We start from the raw sequence: 15,552 nt of genomic DNA, 5'->3' as shown, positions 1-15,552 counted from the left end.
TTACTCTTCGTCTTCTAGCTCGATGTTGATACCTAGCGAGCGGATCTCTTTCAACAATACGTTGAACGATTCTGGCATGCCAGGTTCCATGCTATGGTTGCCATCTACGATGTTCTTATACATCTTAGTACGGCCGTTAACGTCATCCGACTTAACTGTTAGCATTTCTTGAAGCGTGTAAGCAGCACCGTATGCTTCTAGTGCCCATACTTCCATCTCACCGAAACGCTGACCACCGAACTGAGCTTTACCACCAAGTGGTTGCTGAGTTACTAGGCTGTAAGAACCAGTTGAACGAGCGTGCATCTTGTCATCAACAAGGTGGTTCAGTTTCAGCATGTACATGTAACCAACAGTTACAGGACGCTCAAACGCATCACCAGTACGACCATCAAACAGAGTTAGCTGACCAGATTCTGGTAGGTCACCCAGTTTAAGTAGTTCTTTGATTAACGCTTCAGAAGCACCATCGAACACAGGAGTAGCAATCGGTAGACCGCCACGTAGGTTCTTGATCAGAGTACGAACTTGATCATCAGACAGTTCAGCAATGTCAACTTTCTGACGAGTATCACCAAGATCGTAAACCTTCTGTAGGAACTCGCGGAACTTATGCAGTTCTTGTTGTTCCTTAACCATTTGGTTGATCTTGTCACCGATACCTTTCGCAGCCAGACCTAAGTGTACTTCTAGGATCTGACCGATGTTCATACGCGATGGTACACCCAGTGGGTTTAGTACGATGTCGACAGGTTGACCTTTCTCATCGTATGGCATGTCTTCAACAGGGTTAATCTTAGAGATTACACCTTTGTTACCGTGACGACCCGCCATCTTATCACCAGGCTGGATGCGACGTTTAACTGCTAGGTAAACCTTAACAATCTTCAGTACACCAGGCGCTAGATCATCACCTTGAGTGATCTTACGACGCTTAGTTTCAAACTTCTTATCGAAGTCCGCTTTTAGCTCATCCCACTGCTCAGCAAGTTGCTCAAGCTGTGATTGTAGCGCGTCGTCTTCTAGTGCTTGCTCTAGCCATTTCTTACGGCCGATTGCATCAAGCTTAGCTTCAGAGTAACCACCAGACAGAAGAACAGCTTTAACACGGTTAAGAAGGCCACCCTCAAGAATTTGGAACTCTTCAGTTAGGTCTTTCTTAGCTTCTTTCAGCTGCATCTGTTCGATTTCAAGTGCACGCTTGTCTTTTTCTACGCCATCGCGAGTGAAGACTTGTACATCAATGATCGTACCTGAAACAGAGTTTGGTACACGTAGAGAAGTATCTTTAACATCAGATGCTTTCTCACCGAAGATTGCACGTAGTAGCTTCTCTTCAGGAGTCAGTTGCGTTTCACCCTTAGGCGTTACTTTACCAACTAGGATGTCGCCACCCTTAACTTCAGCACCAATGTAAACGATACCTGACTCGTCTAGTTTAGACAGAGCAGACTCACCTACGTTTGGAATATCCGCTGTGATCTCTTCAGAGCCCAGCTTAGTATCACGAGCCACACAAGATAGTTCTTGGATGTGGATAGTCGTGAAACGGTCTTCTTGAACTACGCGCTCAGATACTAAGATCGAGTCTTCGAAGTTGTAACCGTTCCAAGGCATGAATGCGATACGCATGTTCTGACCAAGTGCTAGTTCACCAAGGTCTGTTGAAGGACCGTCAGCTAGTACATCGCCACGTGATACAGGTTCACCTGGAAGCACAGTAGGACGTTGGTTGATACATGTGTTTTGGTTCGAACGCGTGTACTTAGTTAGGTTGTAGATGTCGATACCAGCTTCGCCAGGTACCAGCTCATCTTCGTTAACCTTAACTACGATACGAGAAGCGTCTACAGACTGAACTTGACCGCCACGCTTAGCAACAGCTGTAACACCAGAGTCAACTGCGATGTTACGCTCAATACCAGTACCAACTAGAGGCTTATCAGCTTTTAGAGTTGGAACTGCTTGACGTTGCATGTTCGCACCCATCAATGCACGGTTCGCATCATCGTGTTCTAGGAACGGGATAAGCGATGCAGCAATAGATACTACTTGGTTTGTTGCAACGTCCATGTAGTCAACGTGGTCGCGAGGGTGAAGACCAGATTCACCTTTTTGACGAGCAGTGATTAGCTCATCTGCGAACGTACCTTCTTCAGTAAGAACGGTGTTCGCCTGCGCGATTACAAATTGACCTTCCTGGATTGCAGACAGGTAATCAACTTCGTCTGTTACCACACCATCTACTACGCGACGGTACGGAGTTTCTAGGAAACCGTAATCGTTACAACGTGCAAATGCAGATAGCGAGTTAATTAGACCGATGTTTGGACCTTCAGGCGTTTCGATCGGACATAGACGACCGTAGTGAGTTACGTGAACGTCACGTACTTCGAAGCCTGCGCGCTCACGAGTAAGACCACCAGGACCTAAAGCAGAGATACGACGTTTGTGCGTAACTTCTGACAATGGGTTATTTTGGTCCATGAACTGTGAAAGCTGTGAAGAGCCAAAGAATTCTTTAACAGCAGCAGAAATAGGCTTAGCGTTGATAAGGTCTTGAGGCATGATTGCATCAAGGTCACCAAGGCTTAGGCGCTCTTTAACGGCACGTTCTACACGAACTAGACCAACACGGAATTGGTTCTCTGCCATTTCACCTACTGAACGGATACGACGGTTACCAAGGTGGTCGATATCATCAACTTCACCTTTACCGTTACGGATAGCGATCAGCTTCTTCATCACTTCGATGATGTCTGATTCGTCTAGCGTACCGCGCTCTTCTTCTTCTTCACGCTCGATAGAGCTGTTGAACTTCATACGGCCTACAGTTGATAGGTCGTAACGTTCTTCAGAGAAGAATAGGCTTTCGAATAGAGATTCTGCAGCTTCTTTTGTTGGTGGCTCGCCAGGGCGCATCATGCGGTAGATTTCTACCAATGCAGAGATGCGATCTACAGTGCTATCTGCACGTAGAGTGTCTGACATGAATGGACCATGGTCTAGGTCATTCGTGAACAGAACTTCTAGAGCTTTGTGACCTGCTTGAGACAAGTTCGCAAGTGCTTCTAGGCTGATTTCTTGGTTCGCGCCAACGATGATCTCGCCAGTTGCTTCGTTGATGTAATCTTTCGATGCAACTTTACCAACGATGTACTCTACTGGTACTTCGATGTGCTCAACGCCATCTTTTTCAAGTTGACGGATGTGACGAGCAGTAACACGACGACCAGTCTCAACGTAAGTTTTTCCGTTCGCTTCAATGTCGAATGACGCAGTTTCACCACGTAGACGATCAGGAACCAACTCCATAAGTAGAGTTTGGTCTTTCACTTCGAAGTTCACTTTCTCGAAGAACAGATCAAGGATCTCTTCAGTCGATTTACCTAGTGCACGAAGGATGATTGAAGCAGGTAGCTTACGACGACGGTCGATACGTACGAATAAGTTATCCTTAGGGTCGAACTCAAAGTCTAGCCATGAGCCGCGGTAAGGAATTACACGTGCGTTATAAAGAACTTTACCTGATGAGTGAGTCTTACCCTTATCGCTGTCGAAGAACACGCCTGGGCTTCGGTGCAGCTGGGATACGATAACCCTCTCGGTACCATTAATTACGAAAGTACCATTGTCTGTCATAAGCGGAATTTCGCCCATGTAGACTTCTTGTTCTTTAATGTCTTTTACAGTACCTGCAGGTGCGTCTCGATCAAAGATAACTAAACGTAATTTAACGCGTAGTGGCTTTGAGTAAGTTACACCGCGGATTTGACATTCTTTAACGTCAAAAACTGGCTCACCAAGACGGTAGCTAACGTATTGCAGCTCAGAATTGCCGTTGTAGCTCTGAATTGGAAATACAGAACGGAAAGCAGCTTCAAGACCGTACTGACCTTCAGGATCCTGTTCAATAAATTTATCGAAAGAATCAAGCTGGATCGATAACAGGTATGGAATGTCCAAAACTTGTGGACGAGTACCAAAGTCCTTACGGATGCGCTTTTTCTCGGTATAGGAGTAAACCATGGGGTTCCTCAGCTCGCTGATAAGTGACCCAAACTACCCAAAACACTCTCACAGAGGGGGTAGTGACAAACGGCTGTTTACTGTAGTGACCAATCATTTCGAAAACATGAATTGGTTTTTTGCTCGGACGATGATGTTTAAACAGCGGGAAAATTCATCAAAGCCCTACAGCGCAAAAAGGCCGGTGGTTAAATAACCACCAGCCATTAGCCTTACGGCTAAGAAATCAAATAATAATTACTTGATTTCAACAGAAGCGCCTGCTTCTTCTAGCTGTGCTTTAAGAGCTTCAGCTTCAGCTTTGTCAACGCCTTCTTTTAGAGGTGCTGGAGCTGAGTCTACAAGACCTTTAGCTTCTTTAAGGCCTAGACCTGTTGCGCCACGTACTGCTTTGATAACAGAAACTTTGTTACCGCCAGCAGCAGTTAGGATTACGTCAAATTCAGTTTGCTCAGCAGCAGCTTCGCCGCCAGCTGCGCCACCTGCAACTACTGCAGCAGCAGCAGATACACCGAATTTCTCTTCCATAGCTTCGATTAGTTCAACAACTTGCATTACAGACATTTCTGCAACTGCGTCTAGGATTTGCTCGTTAGTAATAGACATAACAATTCTCTTTTAAGTCAACAATAAGTTTATTTAGCAACCAGTGAAAAGCAAGGCTTAAGCCGCAGCTTCTTCTTTTTGGTCGCGTAGTGCAGCGATAGTACGTACCAGCTTGCCAGCAGAAGCTTCTTTCATGCACATCATTAGGCGTGCAATTGCTTCGTCGTAAGTTGGTAGTGTCGCTAGTACTTCAGCATCAGTAACTGCGCCTTCAAATGCAGCAGCTTTGATCTCGAAATCTTTATTCTCTTTAGCGAAGTCTTTGAAAAGACGCGCTGCAGCACCTGGGTGCTCGTTAGAGAATGCGATCAGAGTAGGACCAGTGAAAGTGTCTACTAGACACTCGTAGTCTGTACCTTGAACCGCACGGCGTGCTAGTGTGTTACGAACAACTTTCACGTAAACACCCGCTTCGCGAGCTTGCTTACGTAGAGAAGTCATTGCGCCAACTTCAACGCCACGAGAATCAGCTACAACTGCAGAAAGTGCACCACTGGCAGCTTCGTTGACTTCAGCAACAATTGCTTTTTTGTCTTGAAGATTTAAAGCCATTTGGATTAACCTCTGGTTGTGATTACAGCACTCACTACAAAATGTAATGAGCGTTTACGATGTTATTAAAAACAAATAAATTCGTTTTAAACTACAACATCGCCTACGTAGGTTTTATTAAGCCATATCTCCGAAGAGTACAGCGCCTACGGTCTTGGGATAGATGATTTGAATTGCTTCAAAAATCACCCAACCACAAATATTAGGCGCAGAAGTATACACATAAATCTGCACCTAAGCAAATTAGTTTGCTAGAGTGTTCAGGCTAGCCTGATCAACAGCAACACCAGCACCCATAGTAGTAGAGATGCTTACTTTCTTCAGGAAAGTACCTTTCGCAGAAGAAGGCTTAGCTTTCTTAAGAGCAACTAGAAGTGCTTCTAGGTTCTCTTGAAGCTGGTTAGCTTCGAAAGATGCTTTACCGATAGTAGTGTGGATGATGCCGTTCTTGTCGTTACGGTAACGAACCTGACCAGCTTTAGCATTTTTAACTGCTTCAGCAACGTTAGGAGTTACAGTACCAACTTTAGGGTTTGGCATAAGACCGCGTGGACCTAAGATAGTACCTAGTTGACCAACAACACGCATTGCATCTGGAGAAGCAACAACAACGTCGAAGTTCATTTCGCCTTTCTTAACTTGCTCAGCAAGATCTTCCATACCTACAACATCAGCGCCAGCTTCTTTAGCTGCTTCTGCGTTTGCACCTTGAGTGAACACAGCAACGCGGATTTCACGGCCAGTACCGTGAGGTAGCACAGTTGCGCCACGTACGTTTTGGTCAGATTTACGAGCATCAATGCCTAGGTTAACAGCAACGTCAACAGACTCATTGAATTTAGCAGTAGCTAGTTCTTTAAGAAGAGCAACAGCTTCGTTGATTTCGTACTCTTTAGTTACGTCAACTTTTTCGCGGATTACGCGCATACGCTTAGTAAGTTTTGCCATGATCTTATCCCTCTACCACTAGGCCCATTGAACGAGCAGTACCAGCGATAGAACGCTTCATTGCTTCGATGTCAGCACCAGTCATATCAGCAGCTTTAGTTTCTGCGATTTCTTGGATTTGAGCGTCAGTTACTGTACCCACTTTTTCAGTGTTTGGACGACCAGAACCAGACTTAACGCCAGCAGCTTTCTTAAGAAGAACAGCAGCAGGTGGAGTCTTAGTTAGGAACGTGAAAGAGCGGTCGTTGTAAACAGTAATTACTACTGGAGTAGGAAGACCTTTCTCAATAGATTCTGTTTTTGCGTTGAACGCTTTACAGAATTCCATGATGTTCACACCGTGTTGACCTAGAGCAGGACCAACCGGTGGCGACGGGTTTGCCATACCAGCTGCAACTTGCAGTTTGATATAAGCTTCAACTTTCTTAGCCATGATATTTCCTAATTTTGGGTTCATACGCCAACCTTTCGGTAAGCTCCCCGTATTTTCATTAAAATCTTTTTGCAGTGATACCTGCAAAAAGGCGCGAAATTATAAGCATAATTCGCGCCTTAAACAACCCTAAAAAGGTGATTTTTTATACTCTTTTATTTTGAACAGCTTATTGAATATTTATCCACAGCTTACTCAAATCAATCGAGTCTTAGTCCAGTTTTTCAACCTGACCAAATTCAAGCTCAACTGGCGTTGCACGACCAAAGATCGATACAGACACCTTAATGCGGCTCTTCTCGTAATCTACTTCTTCAACAGTACCGTTGAAGTCAGCAAATGGACCATCGTTAACACGTACCACTTCACCAGCTTCAAACATCGTCTTCGGACGAGGTGCTTCGCTTGCTTTCTCTAAACGGTTAAGAATAGCGTCAGCTTCTTTATCAGTGATAGGTGCAGGACGATCAGAGGTACCACCAATGAAGCCCATTACACGAGGAATACTACGAACTAAGTGCCATGATTCATCATTCATGATCATTTGCACTAATACGTAGCCAGGGAAGAACTTACGTTCGCTCTTACGGCGTTGACCCGCACGCATTTCCACTACTTCTTCAGTAGGTACTAGTACGTCGCCAAACAATTCTTCCATGTTGTGCATTTTAATATGCTCGCGTAGAGACTGTGCTACACGACCTTCAAAACCAGAAAAGGCTTGAACTACATACCAACGTTTTTTTGGAGCTTCACTCATGAATCAGAACCCTCACACCCCAGTAGCAAAAGAAACTAGACGAACCATAATGCCGTCAATTCCCCAAAGTACTAGAGACATAACAATACATACAGCTAGAACGATCAACGTAGTTTGCATAGTTTCTTGGCGAGTAGGCCAAACCACTTTGCGAATTTCAACTCGAGACTCTTGAGCGAACGTGATCGCAGCTTTACCTTTAGTTGTTGTCGCTGCAACGCCAAGTGCGGCAGCAATCAGCACAACTACACCTGCAGCGCGAATTACAACAGACAATTCACCATACAGGTAATTACCCACAACAGCGGCGGCTAGCAGAACAAAAGCGACTACCCACTTAAATGTATCTGCTGCACTTGAGCTATCAGGAGTTTCAGCGTTTGCTTTCATAAAACCAACCTGTGATAAGTCTTAAATATAGACGACAATAACCCCGCTGTTGCAGGGCACATTCCTTTGCGTTGCAATACAACACATTTGACAGCCAAATATCGATGATATTAGCCATCGAATTCTTTGCTGAAAGCGTACATTTGATATGAAATCAAGTTACACTTTTTTTAGCGCAGAAAAAGGGCATCAAATGATGCCCTTTTTACTAGTGGTTAGTCAAATCTTATGCAAAGATTTTAGCTACAACACCAGCACCAACTGTACGGCCACCTTCGCGGATTGCGAAACGTAGACCTTCGTCCATTGCGATTGGAGCGATTAGCTCAACAGTCATTTGAACGTTGTCACCTGGCATTACCATTTCTACGCCTTCTGGTAGAGTGATGTCGCCTGTTACGTCAGTTGTACGGAAGTAGAACTGTGGACGGTAACCTTTGAAGAAAGGAGTGTGACGGCCGCCTTCGTCTTTAGAAAGTACGTATACTTCAGACTCGAACTTAGTGTGTGGGTTGATAGAACCTTTAGCAGATAGTACTTGGCCACGTTCAACTTCGTCACGCTTAGTACCACGTAGTAGTGCACCAACGTTCTCACCTGCACGACCTTCGTCAAGCAGCTTACGGAACATTTCAACACCAGTACAAGTAGTAAGAGTAGTCTCTTTGATACCAACGATTTCTACTTCGTCACCTACACGTAGGATACCACGCTCGATACGACCAGTTACAACAGTACCACGACCTTGGATTGAGAATACGTCTTCAATCGGTAGTAGGAACGGTTGGTCTACTGCACGCTCTGGCTCTGGGATGTAAGAATCTAGTGCTTCTGCAAGCTCAACGATCTTGTCTTCCCATTGCTTTTCGCCGTTTAGTGCACCAAGAGCTGAACCTTGGATTACTGGTAGGTCATCACCTGGGAATTCGTACTCAGAAAGAAGTTCACGAACTTCCATTTCTACTAGCTCAAGTAGCTCTTCGTCATCAACCATGTCACATTTGTTCATGAATACGATGATGTAAGGGATACCAACTTGACGACCAAGTAGGATGTGCTCACGAGTTTGAGGCATTGGGCCATCAGTCGCAGCAACAACTAGGATACCACCGTCCATTTGCGCAGCACCAGTGATCATGTTTTTAACATAATCCGCGTGTCCTGGGCAGTCTACGTGTGCGTAGTGACGAGTTGGAGTGTCGTACTCAACGTGAGAAGTTGCGATTGTGATACCGCGCTCACGCTCTTCTGGAGCGTTATCGATAGATGCGAAGTCTTTCGCTTCACCACCGTACACTTTAGAAAGTGTAGTACAGATAGCAGCAGTTAGAGTTGTTTTACCGTGGTCAACGTGGCCGATAGTACCAACGTTTACGTGCGGTTTCGTACGTTCAAATTTTTCTTTAGACATGGGGTGTCCCTCTAGGTACGGATTTAGGTGGCTTTTAAGACCACGCAACCAAAAAATATGGCGTTATTTAAAATCAAAAGGAAAAGTATGCTTTAGACTGGTGCTAATACCCAGAGTCGAACTGGGGACCTCACCCTTACCAAGGGTGCGCTCTACCGACTGAGCTATATCAGCACACAAATATGAGTTGGAGCGTGCAGCGGGAATCGAACCCGCATCATCAGCTTGGAAGGCTGAGGTAATAGCCATTATACGATGCACGCAACACGTAACTCTTTTGAGCTATTTAACCTTTAGAATATGGTGGAGGGGGACGGATTCGAACCATCGAAGGCAGTGCCGGCAGATTTACAGTCTGCTCCCTTTGGCCACTCGGGAACCCCTCCAAATTTTTAAGCTTCCTTCTCGCTTTCTAATGAAAGGGAAGAAAGTGGTGCCGACTACCGGAATCGAACTGGTGACCTACTGATTACAAGTCAGTTGCTCTACCTACTGAGCTAAGTCGGCACAAGTGGGGCGCATTTTATTGAATGATTTTCCACCTTGCAATACCTAATTTAAAAAAAATTTAAAATTCTCAGCAATTAGTTGCCAGAAGCGACAAATAGGCGAATTTAAGTCGTGAAAATCGGCGTTCTACCCGTTTAGTCATTTGATTTATTAGTTACTTGCTGTATTTTCCATGCTCTTATATTTAATTTTCATAGAGTATTGTATGAGCCCATTTATGTCCTTTGACCGTGCAAGTTGGTCTGAACTAAGAAGTTCTGTACCTATGACGCTATCAGAGTCAGACTTAAAAGAGCTGCAAGGCATCAATGAAAATCTTACGATGGAAGAAGCTGTTGATATCTACCTACCGCTTTCTCGTCTACTGAACTTATATGTCGAAGCTAGGCAAAGTCGTAACTCTGTCCTTCATCAGTTTCTTAGCAAATCTGAGCATGCGCCTCCGTTTATCATTGGTATTGCAGGCAGTGTTGCGGTAGGAAAAAGTACAACCGCTCGCTTACTTAAGGCTCTGCTATCTCGTTGGGAAAACCACCCTAAAGTAGAACTCATTACTACTGATGGCTTTCTTTATCCCAATGAAGTTCTTGAAGAGAAAGGGCTGATGTCTAAGAAGGGCTTTCCAGAGTCATACGACATCAAGCGGTTAGTTCAGTTTGTCTCTGATGTAAAAGCATGCAAGCGTAATGTCGCCGCGCCTGTTTACTCCCATCTCACCTATAACATCACAGACGAAGAAAAGGTTGTCGACCTACCCGATGTGCTTATCATTGAAGGGCTAAACGTTCTACAGACGGGAATGAACTATCCGCACGAACCACATCGTGTCTTTATTTCGGATTTTTTAGACTTCTCTTTATATGTTGATGCAGACAGTCAATTAATTGAAAAGTGGTATGTAGAAAGGTTCATGAAATTCCGACAGGGTGCTTTTGCAAGGCCTGGTTCATATTTTGGCCACTACACAAAATTGACCGAGCCCGCAGCAGTCGAAAAAGCTTCTAGTATCTGGCACTCGATTAATGGCCTGAACCTAGAGCAGAATATTCAACCAACAAGAGAGCGAGCTCACCTTATTCTTAGGAAAGGTGAGAATCACACTGTAGAAGAAGTCTTGTTAAGGAAATAGGAGGCTCACCCCTGCTAATCATTTTTCCTTAATGATATCTCCCCACCAATATAACTTTGTATACCTTGTTCTGTGCTAAGGACTACAGCACCTTGTTCGTCGATCCCCATCACTTCGCCTTCAATCTCTCTCGGTCCGATGATAAGTCTAACGTTTCGTCCCAAGAAATTGTCCAATCGGTTCCAACGTGGAACAAAACCAGCCATTCCATACTGCTCGTAATCTACAAGCGAAGTGCGTAAAGCTTCTATTAAGGATATGGCCAACTCATTTCGTTCCGGTAAATTGCCCTGTGTTGCTCTGGTCAAAGAGGTCCATGGTTGGTCAATATTCTCAGTTCCGGTTTCCATCGCAATATTAAGCCCCATACCAATAACAAGGTGAGCCGCGCCTCCTGCTTGTCCTGACATTTCAACAAGAATACCTGCAAGCTTTTTGTCATTGTGGTACAGGTCATTTGGCCATTTAAGCTTTACCCCATCGATACCTAGCTTTTCTAATGCTTCAACAACCGCGACTCCAACCACTAAGCTCAACCCCATGGCCGCCGCCATACCCGCATCTAAGCGCCAATACATTGAAAGATAAAGGTTTGCACCAAATGGGGACACCCACTGGCGCCCTCTTCGACCTCGGCCTTGCGATTGATATTCGGCTATACATACTGCACCAGATTCCAGTGCATGAGTTCTATCAAGCAAATACTGGTTTGTTGAATCGATCACTGGGATTAACTCTACGCTACCATGACTTTCCAGTGCGCTAAGTTTCTCAATATCCAGTAGCTCAAGTGATTGCGCCAATTGATATCCGCGACCTTGCACGCGGTAGACATCAATTCCCCACTCTTGTATACCTTTGATATGTTTACTGATAGCTGCTCGAGAAATACCTATCGATTCACCTAGTGCTTCTCCAGAGTGGAACTGCCCATCCGACAATTGATGAAGCACGGCTAACTTTGTGTGGTGTTCTTTCATGACATCTTCTCAGTAATGCAGGTTAGGTTCGTCTCTGCGGTTGCTCCCATGAATCTCACTTCATGTTCGAGAGTGATCTGATAACGCTCAAAGACAGCATCTCGTACTGATTTTGCAAGCTTGATAACATCATCCGCAGTCGCATCTTTGTAATTCACCAAAACTAGCGCCTGTTTTGGATGCACTTGCGCACCTCCAACAGTGACGCCTTTAAACTCACATTGATCAATTAACCAACCGGCTGCCACCTTGATCATTCCGTTACTTGGGTAACCTACGATCGAAGGAAACTGAGTTTGCAATCGATCAAACTGATCAACATCGATCTCTGGGTTCTTAAAAAAGCTGCCCGCATTTCCTTGCTGTTTAGGATCAGGTAACTTACTAGTACGAATATCGCACACTGCCTCAAACACACCTCGCGGTGTAAGTTCTGCCCCCGTCAACGATTGCAAAGGGCCATAATGGTTACAAGGTTGCCAACACTTCATTAGTTTCAAACCAATAGCGACAACAATGCCCTTCTCGTATAAAGCATTCTTAAAAATTGAATCCCGATAACCAAACTGACATTCTTCAAGTGATAACCGTTTTATCTCTAAGCTTTGTAAACAAAGAAAATCCACATACTCACATACATCTTTAAATTCCTTGCCATAAGCACCTATATTTTGAATCGGTGCCGATCCTGCACAGCCAGGGATCATCGCTAAGTTTTCTAATCCACCAATAGAATTTTCAATACTCCACTCTACTAAACAAGGCCAATCTTCTCCCGCATTTACCCTTATCTGATAGTGTTCGTCCGTTTCTGTTAGCGTTTTACCGGTAATTCGATTGACAATAACTAAGCCTTTAAATGGTTCCGTGAACAAAATATTGCTGCCTTTCCCTAGGATAAGTTTAGGGATGCCCGCCCAATCAGAATTTTGGTATATATCGACTAGCTCTTGGGTCGTAGAGACTTCAACGAGGTAGTCACAGTTCTGTTTGATTCCAAAGGTATGAAACGGTTGTAAATTGGCTTGAGGATTAAATTGCATGGTCACGATTACTTAAATTAAACTCTCAGCATTCTATCCTAGATATTACTTATAGTGCAGTGACTGAATGAACAATGTCATGATCGAGCAACTCGACCCAATTAAACTCCCTCTGATCAAACGCTTTTATAAAGAGCACTATCCATCCGGGAAGGCGAACAAGAGTGAACTCATTATTGCTCTTTATATCGACACCCAGGTAAACGGTGTCGTTCGATTTAGAACGATAGATAAATATCGACTACTGACCGGAATGGCTATTAGCACTGAGAAACGAGGACTGGGGCTCGGTCACTCCCTTATGGAACATTGCCAGGCAGAAGTGCTCAATAACAGTGATTATTGCTTCGCCTACGCTCACTTAGAAAGCTTCTATAAACGGCACGATTTTCAAGTAATCAATGCAAAAGAGCTTCCAAACAGTTTGCGAATTTTGTATGAGCGCTATACCAATAGCGGTAAAGATCTCATTCCAATGCATTTTCAGCTAAATTGTTAGAGAATCTCTCTATTTTCTAGTATTGAGATACGCTACTTTGGTAAAATTACAGATTCGCAATTTTGCAAAACTTTAAGGTAAGACACCCAATATGATTGCCAGTAGGAATCCATTCGAACAGTTGCCGACCATAGCGCAAGATCCTGATAAGTTTGAAGTACTACTTTCTGCAGAAGAATTCAGAACTCGTTTATTGCACTCAATAAAGCATGCTGCGAGCAGAATATCTTTGGTTGCTCTTTACCTAGAAGATGATGAAGCAGGCCGAGAAATTTTAACGGCTCTATATGAAGCTAAACAACGTAACCCTGAGCTAGATATTAGTGTTTGTGTCGATTGGCATAGAGCTCAACGTGGGCTAATTGGTGCAGAATCTTCTGAAGGCAATGCTGCCATGTATAAGGCCTATGCGTCTAAGTATGAACACAAAGTTCCGGTATTTGGCGTACCTGTACGTGGCCGTGAAGTATTTGGTGTATTACATCTTAAAGGCTTCATCGTTGATGACACGGTTATCTACAGTGGTGCCAGCCTTAATAATATCTACTTGAATTACCATGACCGCTATCGCTTTGATCGCTACCACGTCATCGAAAATAAAGAACTAGCAAACTCGATGTTTGAGTATGTGCGTTCCGAAATGATTGAAGATCCGGCTGTAAACGACCTATGCGGTAATCACAAGCCGACGACTAAAGAAATAAAACCAGCAATCAGACAGCTTCGCGCAGCGTTATCTCGATCTGAATATCGCTTCGATAGCCAAGAGGTCACTCCTGAGCAGGTTGCGTTAACACCACTTGTTGGTATTGGTAAACGTCGTAACCAGTTAAATCAAGGCATCAATCAACTTATCGCTCAGGCGAAAGACGAAGTCTTCATTTGCACACCATATTTCAACTTTCCAAAAAGCTTAGCGAAGGAAGTGAAGAAGGCACTGAAGCGTGGCGTAAAAGTAACGATCGTTGTTGGAGATAAAACCGCGAACGATTTCTTTATTTCGCCTGAAGAAGAGTTTAAAACCATAGGTGGGCTGCCTTACCTATATGAACTAAACCTACGTCGTTTTGCTAAAGCCAACGAGGCTAACATCGCGAGCAGAAACCTATCAATTCATGTTTGGAAACATGAATCGAATAGCTTTCACCTAAAAGGCATCTGGGTCGATAAACGTTATATGCTGCTAACAGGTAATAACCTAAATCCGAGAGCATGGAAACTTGACTTGGAAAACGGGATTTTTGTTCAAGATCACTACAACCACCTTGCAGATAAATTCCAGCAAGAAGTTGATAATATCTTGGAACAAACAGAGCTTATCTGTACCTATAAACAACTAGATAAAATTGAAACGTATCCAGATGCGGTACAGAAACTGATCAGGAAAATCACACGAGTCAAAGCAGACCGTATTCTAAAGCAAATCCTATAACTAAACGCTCAGCACTTGCTGAGCGTTTTCTTTTAGCGCTATGTAGTTTTTCCTACTCGCTTATTTCTTTCTAGCATCAACGAACTCTTTTTACTTCACCTAAAAGTGACCATCTAGATCACTACCGTGAATGTTGGTCTCACGCTGTGCTAAAGTTTTCAACTTTAGTTCGGCTAGCAGAATATTACATAGTTCTTCTTTGCTGCTTTGCTTTAAAGAAACTTTAAATTAATTCATTCCCATCAATTAGCTTCTAGAAAGGCAATTATCGCTCCATTACAAACAAGCGATTTCAGCTACGAACGGAGATGATGCTATAGCGAGCCTAGAAAGCCTCCACCCCAAAAATTGGTCCTGATTGTAGTATCTTAACATTTGTTAACGAACTACACTCCTCCTTAGAAGCTAGGAGCAAACAAGTGAGTATAATTCAGGTCAGATACGACCAGGTGAACTTGCAATGGTTTAACGCTTGGTAATAGAGCCCAGCACTGTTTATGTTTGTAGCAAGCATACATAGAACGATAGGGGTTTCCCCCTCCAACTTTTCAAGTGCTTACATTTCAAAGTTGGCATAAACAATATGGGGCTTACACGCTTCGTAATAAGGGACGGTTAACAGAAGTAATTGAGAGAAGCTTTGAAAGTAACAATAGAAAGCTGTAAACGTAAAAAAGCCCGATACGTGAGTATCGGGCTCTTCTAATAAGTGGCGGAGTGGACGGGACTCGAACCCGCGACCCCCGGCGTGACAGGCCGGTATTCTAACCAACTGAACTACCACTCCGCAGTGGACTACTTGTCACTATGGACAAGTCGTTCATAATTTA

At 44.0% G+C, this 15,552-nt stretch carries 13 protein-coding genes and 5 tRNA genes; 3 read left to right on the top strand and 15 right to left on the bottom strand.

Features of this window, described 5'->3' with window-relative positions; all coding sequences use genetic code 11:
• The 12 genes from rpoB to ELZ11_RS16335 form a co-directional block, all read right to left on the bottom strand.
• Window positions 1-4,029 carry a DNA-directed RNA polymerase subunit beta gene (rpoB, locus tag ELZ11_RS16390; protein WP_137358492.1) on the bottom strand — a complete coding sequence of 1,343 codons (4,029 nt, stop codon included), beginning with the start codon at window positions 4,027-4,029 and terminating at the stop codon, window positions 1-3.
• A gap of 237 nt (window positions 4,030-4,266) precedes the next feature.
• Window positions 4,267-4,635 carry a 50S ribosomal protein L7/L12 gene (rplL, locus tag ELZ11_RS16385; protein ID WP_137358491.1) on the bottom strand — a complete coding sequence of 123 codons (369 nt, stop codon included), beginning with the start codon at window positions 4,633-4,635 and terminating at the stop codon, window positions 4,267-4,269.
• Between the two features lie 57 nt (window positions 4,636-4,692).
• Window positions 4,693-5,187 carry a 50S ribosomal protein L10 gene (rplJ, locus tag ELZ11_RS16380; protein ID WP_137358490.1) on the bottom strand — a complete coding sequence of 165 codons (495 nt, stop codon included), beginning with the start codon at window positions 5,185-5,187 and terminating at the stop codon, window positions 4,693-4,695.
• A gap of 243 nt (window positions 5,188-5,430) precedes the next feature.
• The gene (rplA, locus tag ELZ11_RS16375) at window positions 5,431-6,135 is read right to left on the bottom strand and encodes a 50S ribosomal protein L1 (protein ID WP_137358489.1); all 705 of its coding nucleotides are present in this window, start codon (window positions 6,133-6,135) and stop codon (window positions 5,431-5,433) included.
• A gap of 4 nt (window positions 6,136-6,139) precedes the next feature.
• Window positions 6,140-6,568, bottom strand: coding sequence for a 50S ribosomal protein L11 (gene rplK, locus ELZ11_RS16370; RefSeq protein WP_137358692.1), 429 nt, complete (start codon window positions 6,566-6,568; stop codon window positions 6,140-6,142).
• Between the two features lie 211 nt (window positions 6,569-6,779).
• A complete protein-coding gene (nusG, locus tag ELZ11_RS16365; RefSeq protein WP_032549909.1) occupies window positions 6,780-7,328 on the bottom strand; it encodes a transcription termination/antitermination protein NusG in 549 nt (182 codons plus the stop codon).
• A gap of 12 nt (window positions 7,329-7,340) precedes the next feature.
• The gene (secE, locus tag ELZ11_RS16360) at window positions 7,341-7,718 is read right to left on the bottom strand and encodes a preprotein translocase subunit SecE (protein ID WP_137358488.1); all 378 of its coding nucleotides are present in this window, start codon (window positions 7,716-7,718) and stop codon (window positions 7,341-7,343) included.
• Window positions 7,719-7,944: 226 nt separating this feature from the next.
• The gene (tuf, locus tag ELZ11_RS16355; protein ID WP_137358487.1) at window positions 7,945-9,129 is read right to left on the bottom strand and encodes an elongation factor Tu; all 1,185 of its coding nucleotides are present in this window, start codon (window positions 9,127-9,129) and stop codon (window positions 7,945-7,947) included.
• 98 nt (window positions 9,130-9,227) lie between these two features.
• Window positions 9,228-9,303: transfer RNA gene (locus ELZ11_RS16350), tRNA-Thr, on the bottom strand.
• A gap of 14 nt (window positions 9,304-9,317) precedes the next feature.
• A tRNA-Gly gene (locus tag ELZ11_RS16345) sits at window positions 9,318-9,392 on the bottom strand.
• A 38-nt stretch (window positions 9,393-9,430) separates the two neighbouring features.
• Window positions 9,431-9,515, bottom strand: a tRNA-Tyr gene (locus tag ELZ11_RS16340).
• A 45-nt stretch (window positions 9,516-9,560) separates the two neighbouring features.
• Window positions 9,561-9,636 (bottom strand) — tRNA-Thr (locus ELZ11_RS16335).
• Between the two features lie 208 nt (window positions 9,637-9,844).
• Here ELZ11_RS16335 and coaA point away from each other — a divergent pair.
• Window positions 9,845-10,768 carry a type I pantothenate kinase gene (coaA, locus tag ELZ11_RS16330; RefSeq protein ID WP_137358486.1) on the top strand — a complete coding sequence of 308 codons (924 nt, stop codon included), beginning with the start codon at window positions 9,845-9,847 and terminating at the stop codon, window positions 10,766-10,768.
• A 14-nt stretch (window positions 10,769-10,782) separates the two neighbouring features.
• On the opposite strand, the gene birA is transcribed toward coaA, so the two are convergent.
• Both birA and murB read right to left on the bottom strand, forming a co-directional pair.
• Window positions 10,783-11,748 carry a bifunctional biotin--[acetyl-CoA-carboxylase] ligase/biotin operon repressor BirA gene (birA, locus tag ELZ11_RS16325; protein WP_137358485.1) on the bottom strand — a complete coding sequence of 322 codons (966 nt, stop codon included), beginning with the start codon at window positions 11,746-11,748 and terminating at the stop codon, window positions 10,783-10,785.
• A complete protein-coding gene (murB, locus tag ELZ11_RS16320; protein ID WP_137358484.1) occupies window positions 11,745-12,791 on the bottom strand; it encodes a UDP-N-acetylmuramate dehydrogenase in 1,047 nt (348 codons plus the stop codon). The genes birA and murB overlap by 4 nt, the downstream gene beginning before the upstream one ends.
• A gap of 67 nt (window positions 12,792-12,858) precedes the next feature.
• Here murB and ELZ11_RS16315 point away from each other — a divergent pair, with 67 nt between their 5' ends.
• Window positions 12,859-13,290: a GNAT family N-acetyltransferase gene (locus tag ELZ11_RS16315; protein WP_137358483.1), complete on the top strand. Its 432-nt coding sequence runs from the start codon at window positions 12,859-12,861 to the stop codon at window positions 13,288-13,290.
• A gap of 91 nt (window positions 13,291-13,381) precedes the next feature.
• Window positions 13,382-14,722 carry a CDP-diacylglycerol--serine O-phosphatidyltransferase gene (gene pssA / locus ELZ11_RS16310; protein WP_137358482.1) on the top strand — a complete coding sequence of 447 codons (1,341 nt, stop codon included), beginning with the start codon at window positions 13,382-13,384 and terminating at the stop codon, window positions 14,720-14,722.
• A 710-nt stretch (window positions 14,723-15,432) separates the two neighbouring features.
• On the opposite strand, the gene ELZ11_RS16305 is transcribed toward pssA, so the two are convergent.
• Window positions 15,433-15,509: transfer RNA gene (locus tag ELZ11_RS16305), tRNA-Asp, on the bottom strand.
• Between the last annotated feature and the right edge of the window lie 43 nt (window positions 15,510-15,552).

Source organism: Vibrio profundi (assembly GCF_005281835.1).
GTDB lineage: Bacteria > Pseudomonadota > Gammaproteobacteria > Enterobacterales > Vibrionaceae > Vibrio > Vibrio profundi.
This window is presented reverse-complemented; position numbering and strand designations above follow the sequence as displayed.

Bases quoted from the DNA above. Each gene is read 5' to 3' on its own strand.
- rplA (WP_137358489.1), bottom strand. From the start codon at position 6,135: ATGGCAAAACTTACTAAGCGTATGCGCGTAATCCGCGAAAAAGTTGAC.
- secE (WP_137358488.1), bottom strand. From the start codon at position 7,718: ATGAAAGCAAACGCTGAAACTCCTGATAGCTCAAGTGCAGCAGATACA.
- tuf (WP_137358487.1), bottom strand. From the start codon at position 9,129: ATGTCTAAAGAAAAATTTGAACGTACGAAACCGCACGTAAACGTTGGT.
- murB (WP_137358484.1), bottom strand. From the start codon at position 12,791: ATGCAATTTAATCCTCAAGCCAATTTACAACCGTTTCATACCTTTGGA.
- ELZ11_RS16315 (WP_137358483.1), top strand. From the start codon at position 12,859: ATGAACAATGTCATGATCGAGCAACTCGACCCAATTAAACTCCCTCTG.
- rplJ (WP_137358490.1), bottom strand. From the start codon at position 5,187: ATGGCTTTAAATCTTCAAGACAAAAAAGCAATTGTTGCTGAAGTCAAC.
- rplK (WP_137358692.1), bottom strand. From the start codon at position 6,568: ATGGCTAAGAAAGTTGAAGCTTATATCAAACTGCAAGTTGCAGCTGGT.
- coaA (WP_137358486.1), top strand. From the start codon at position 9,845: ATGAGCCCATTTATGTCCTTTGACCGTGCAAGTTGGTCTGAACTAAGA.
- pssA (WP_137358482.1), top strand. From the start codon at position 13,382: ATGATTGCCAGTAGGAATCCATTCGAACAGTTGCCGACCATAGCGCAA.
- nusG (WP_032549909.1), bottom strand. From the start codon at position 7,328: ATGAGTGAAGCTCCAAAAAAACGTTGGTATGTAGTTCAAGCCTTTTCT.
- rpoB (WP_137358492.1), bottom strand. From the start codon at position 4,029: ATGGTTTACTCCTATACCGAGAAAAAGCGCATCCGTAAGGACTTTGGT.
- rplL (WP_137358491.1), bottom strand. From the start codon at position 4,635: ATGTCTATTACTAACGAGCAAATCCTAGACGCAGTTGCAGAAATGTCT.
- birA (WP_137358485.1), bottom strand. From the start codon at position 11,748: ATGAAAGAACACCACACAAAGTTAGCCGTGCTTCATCAATTGTCGGAT.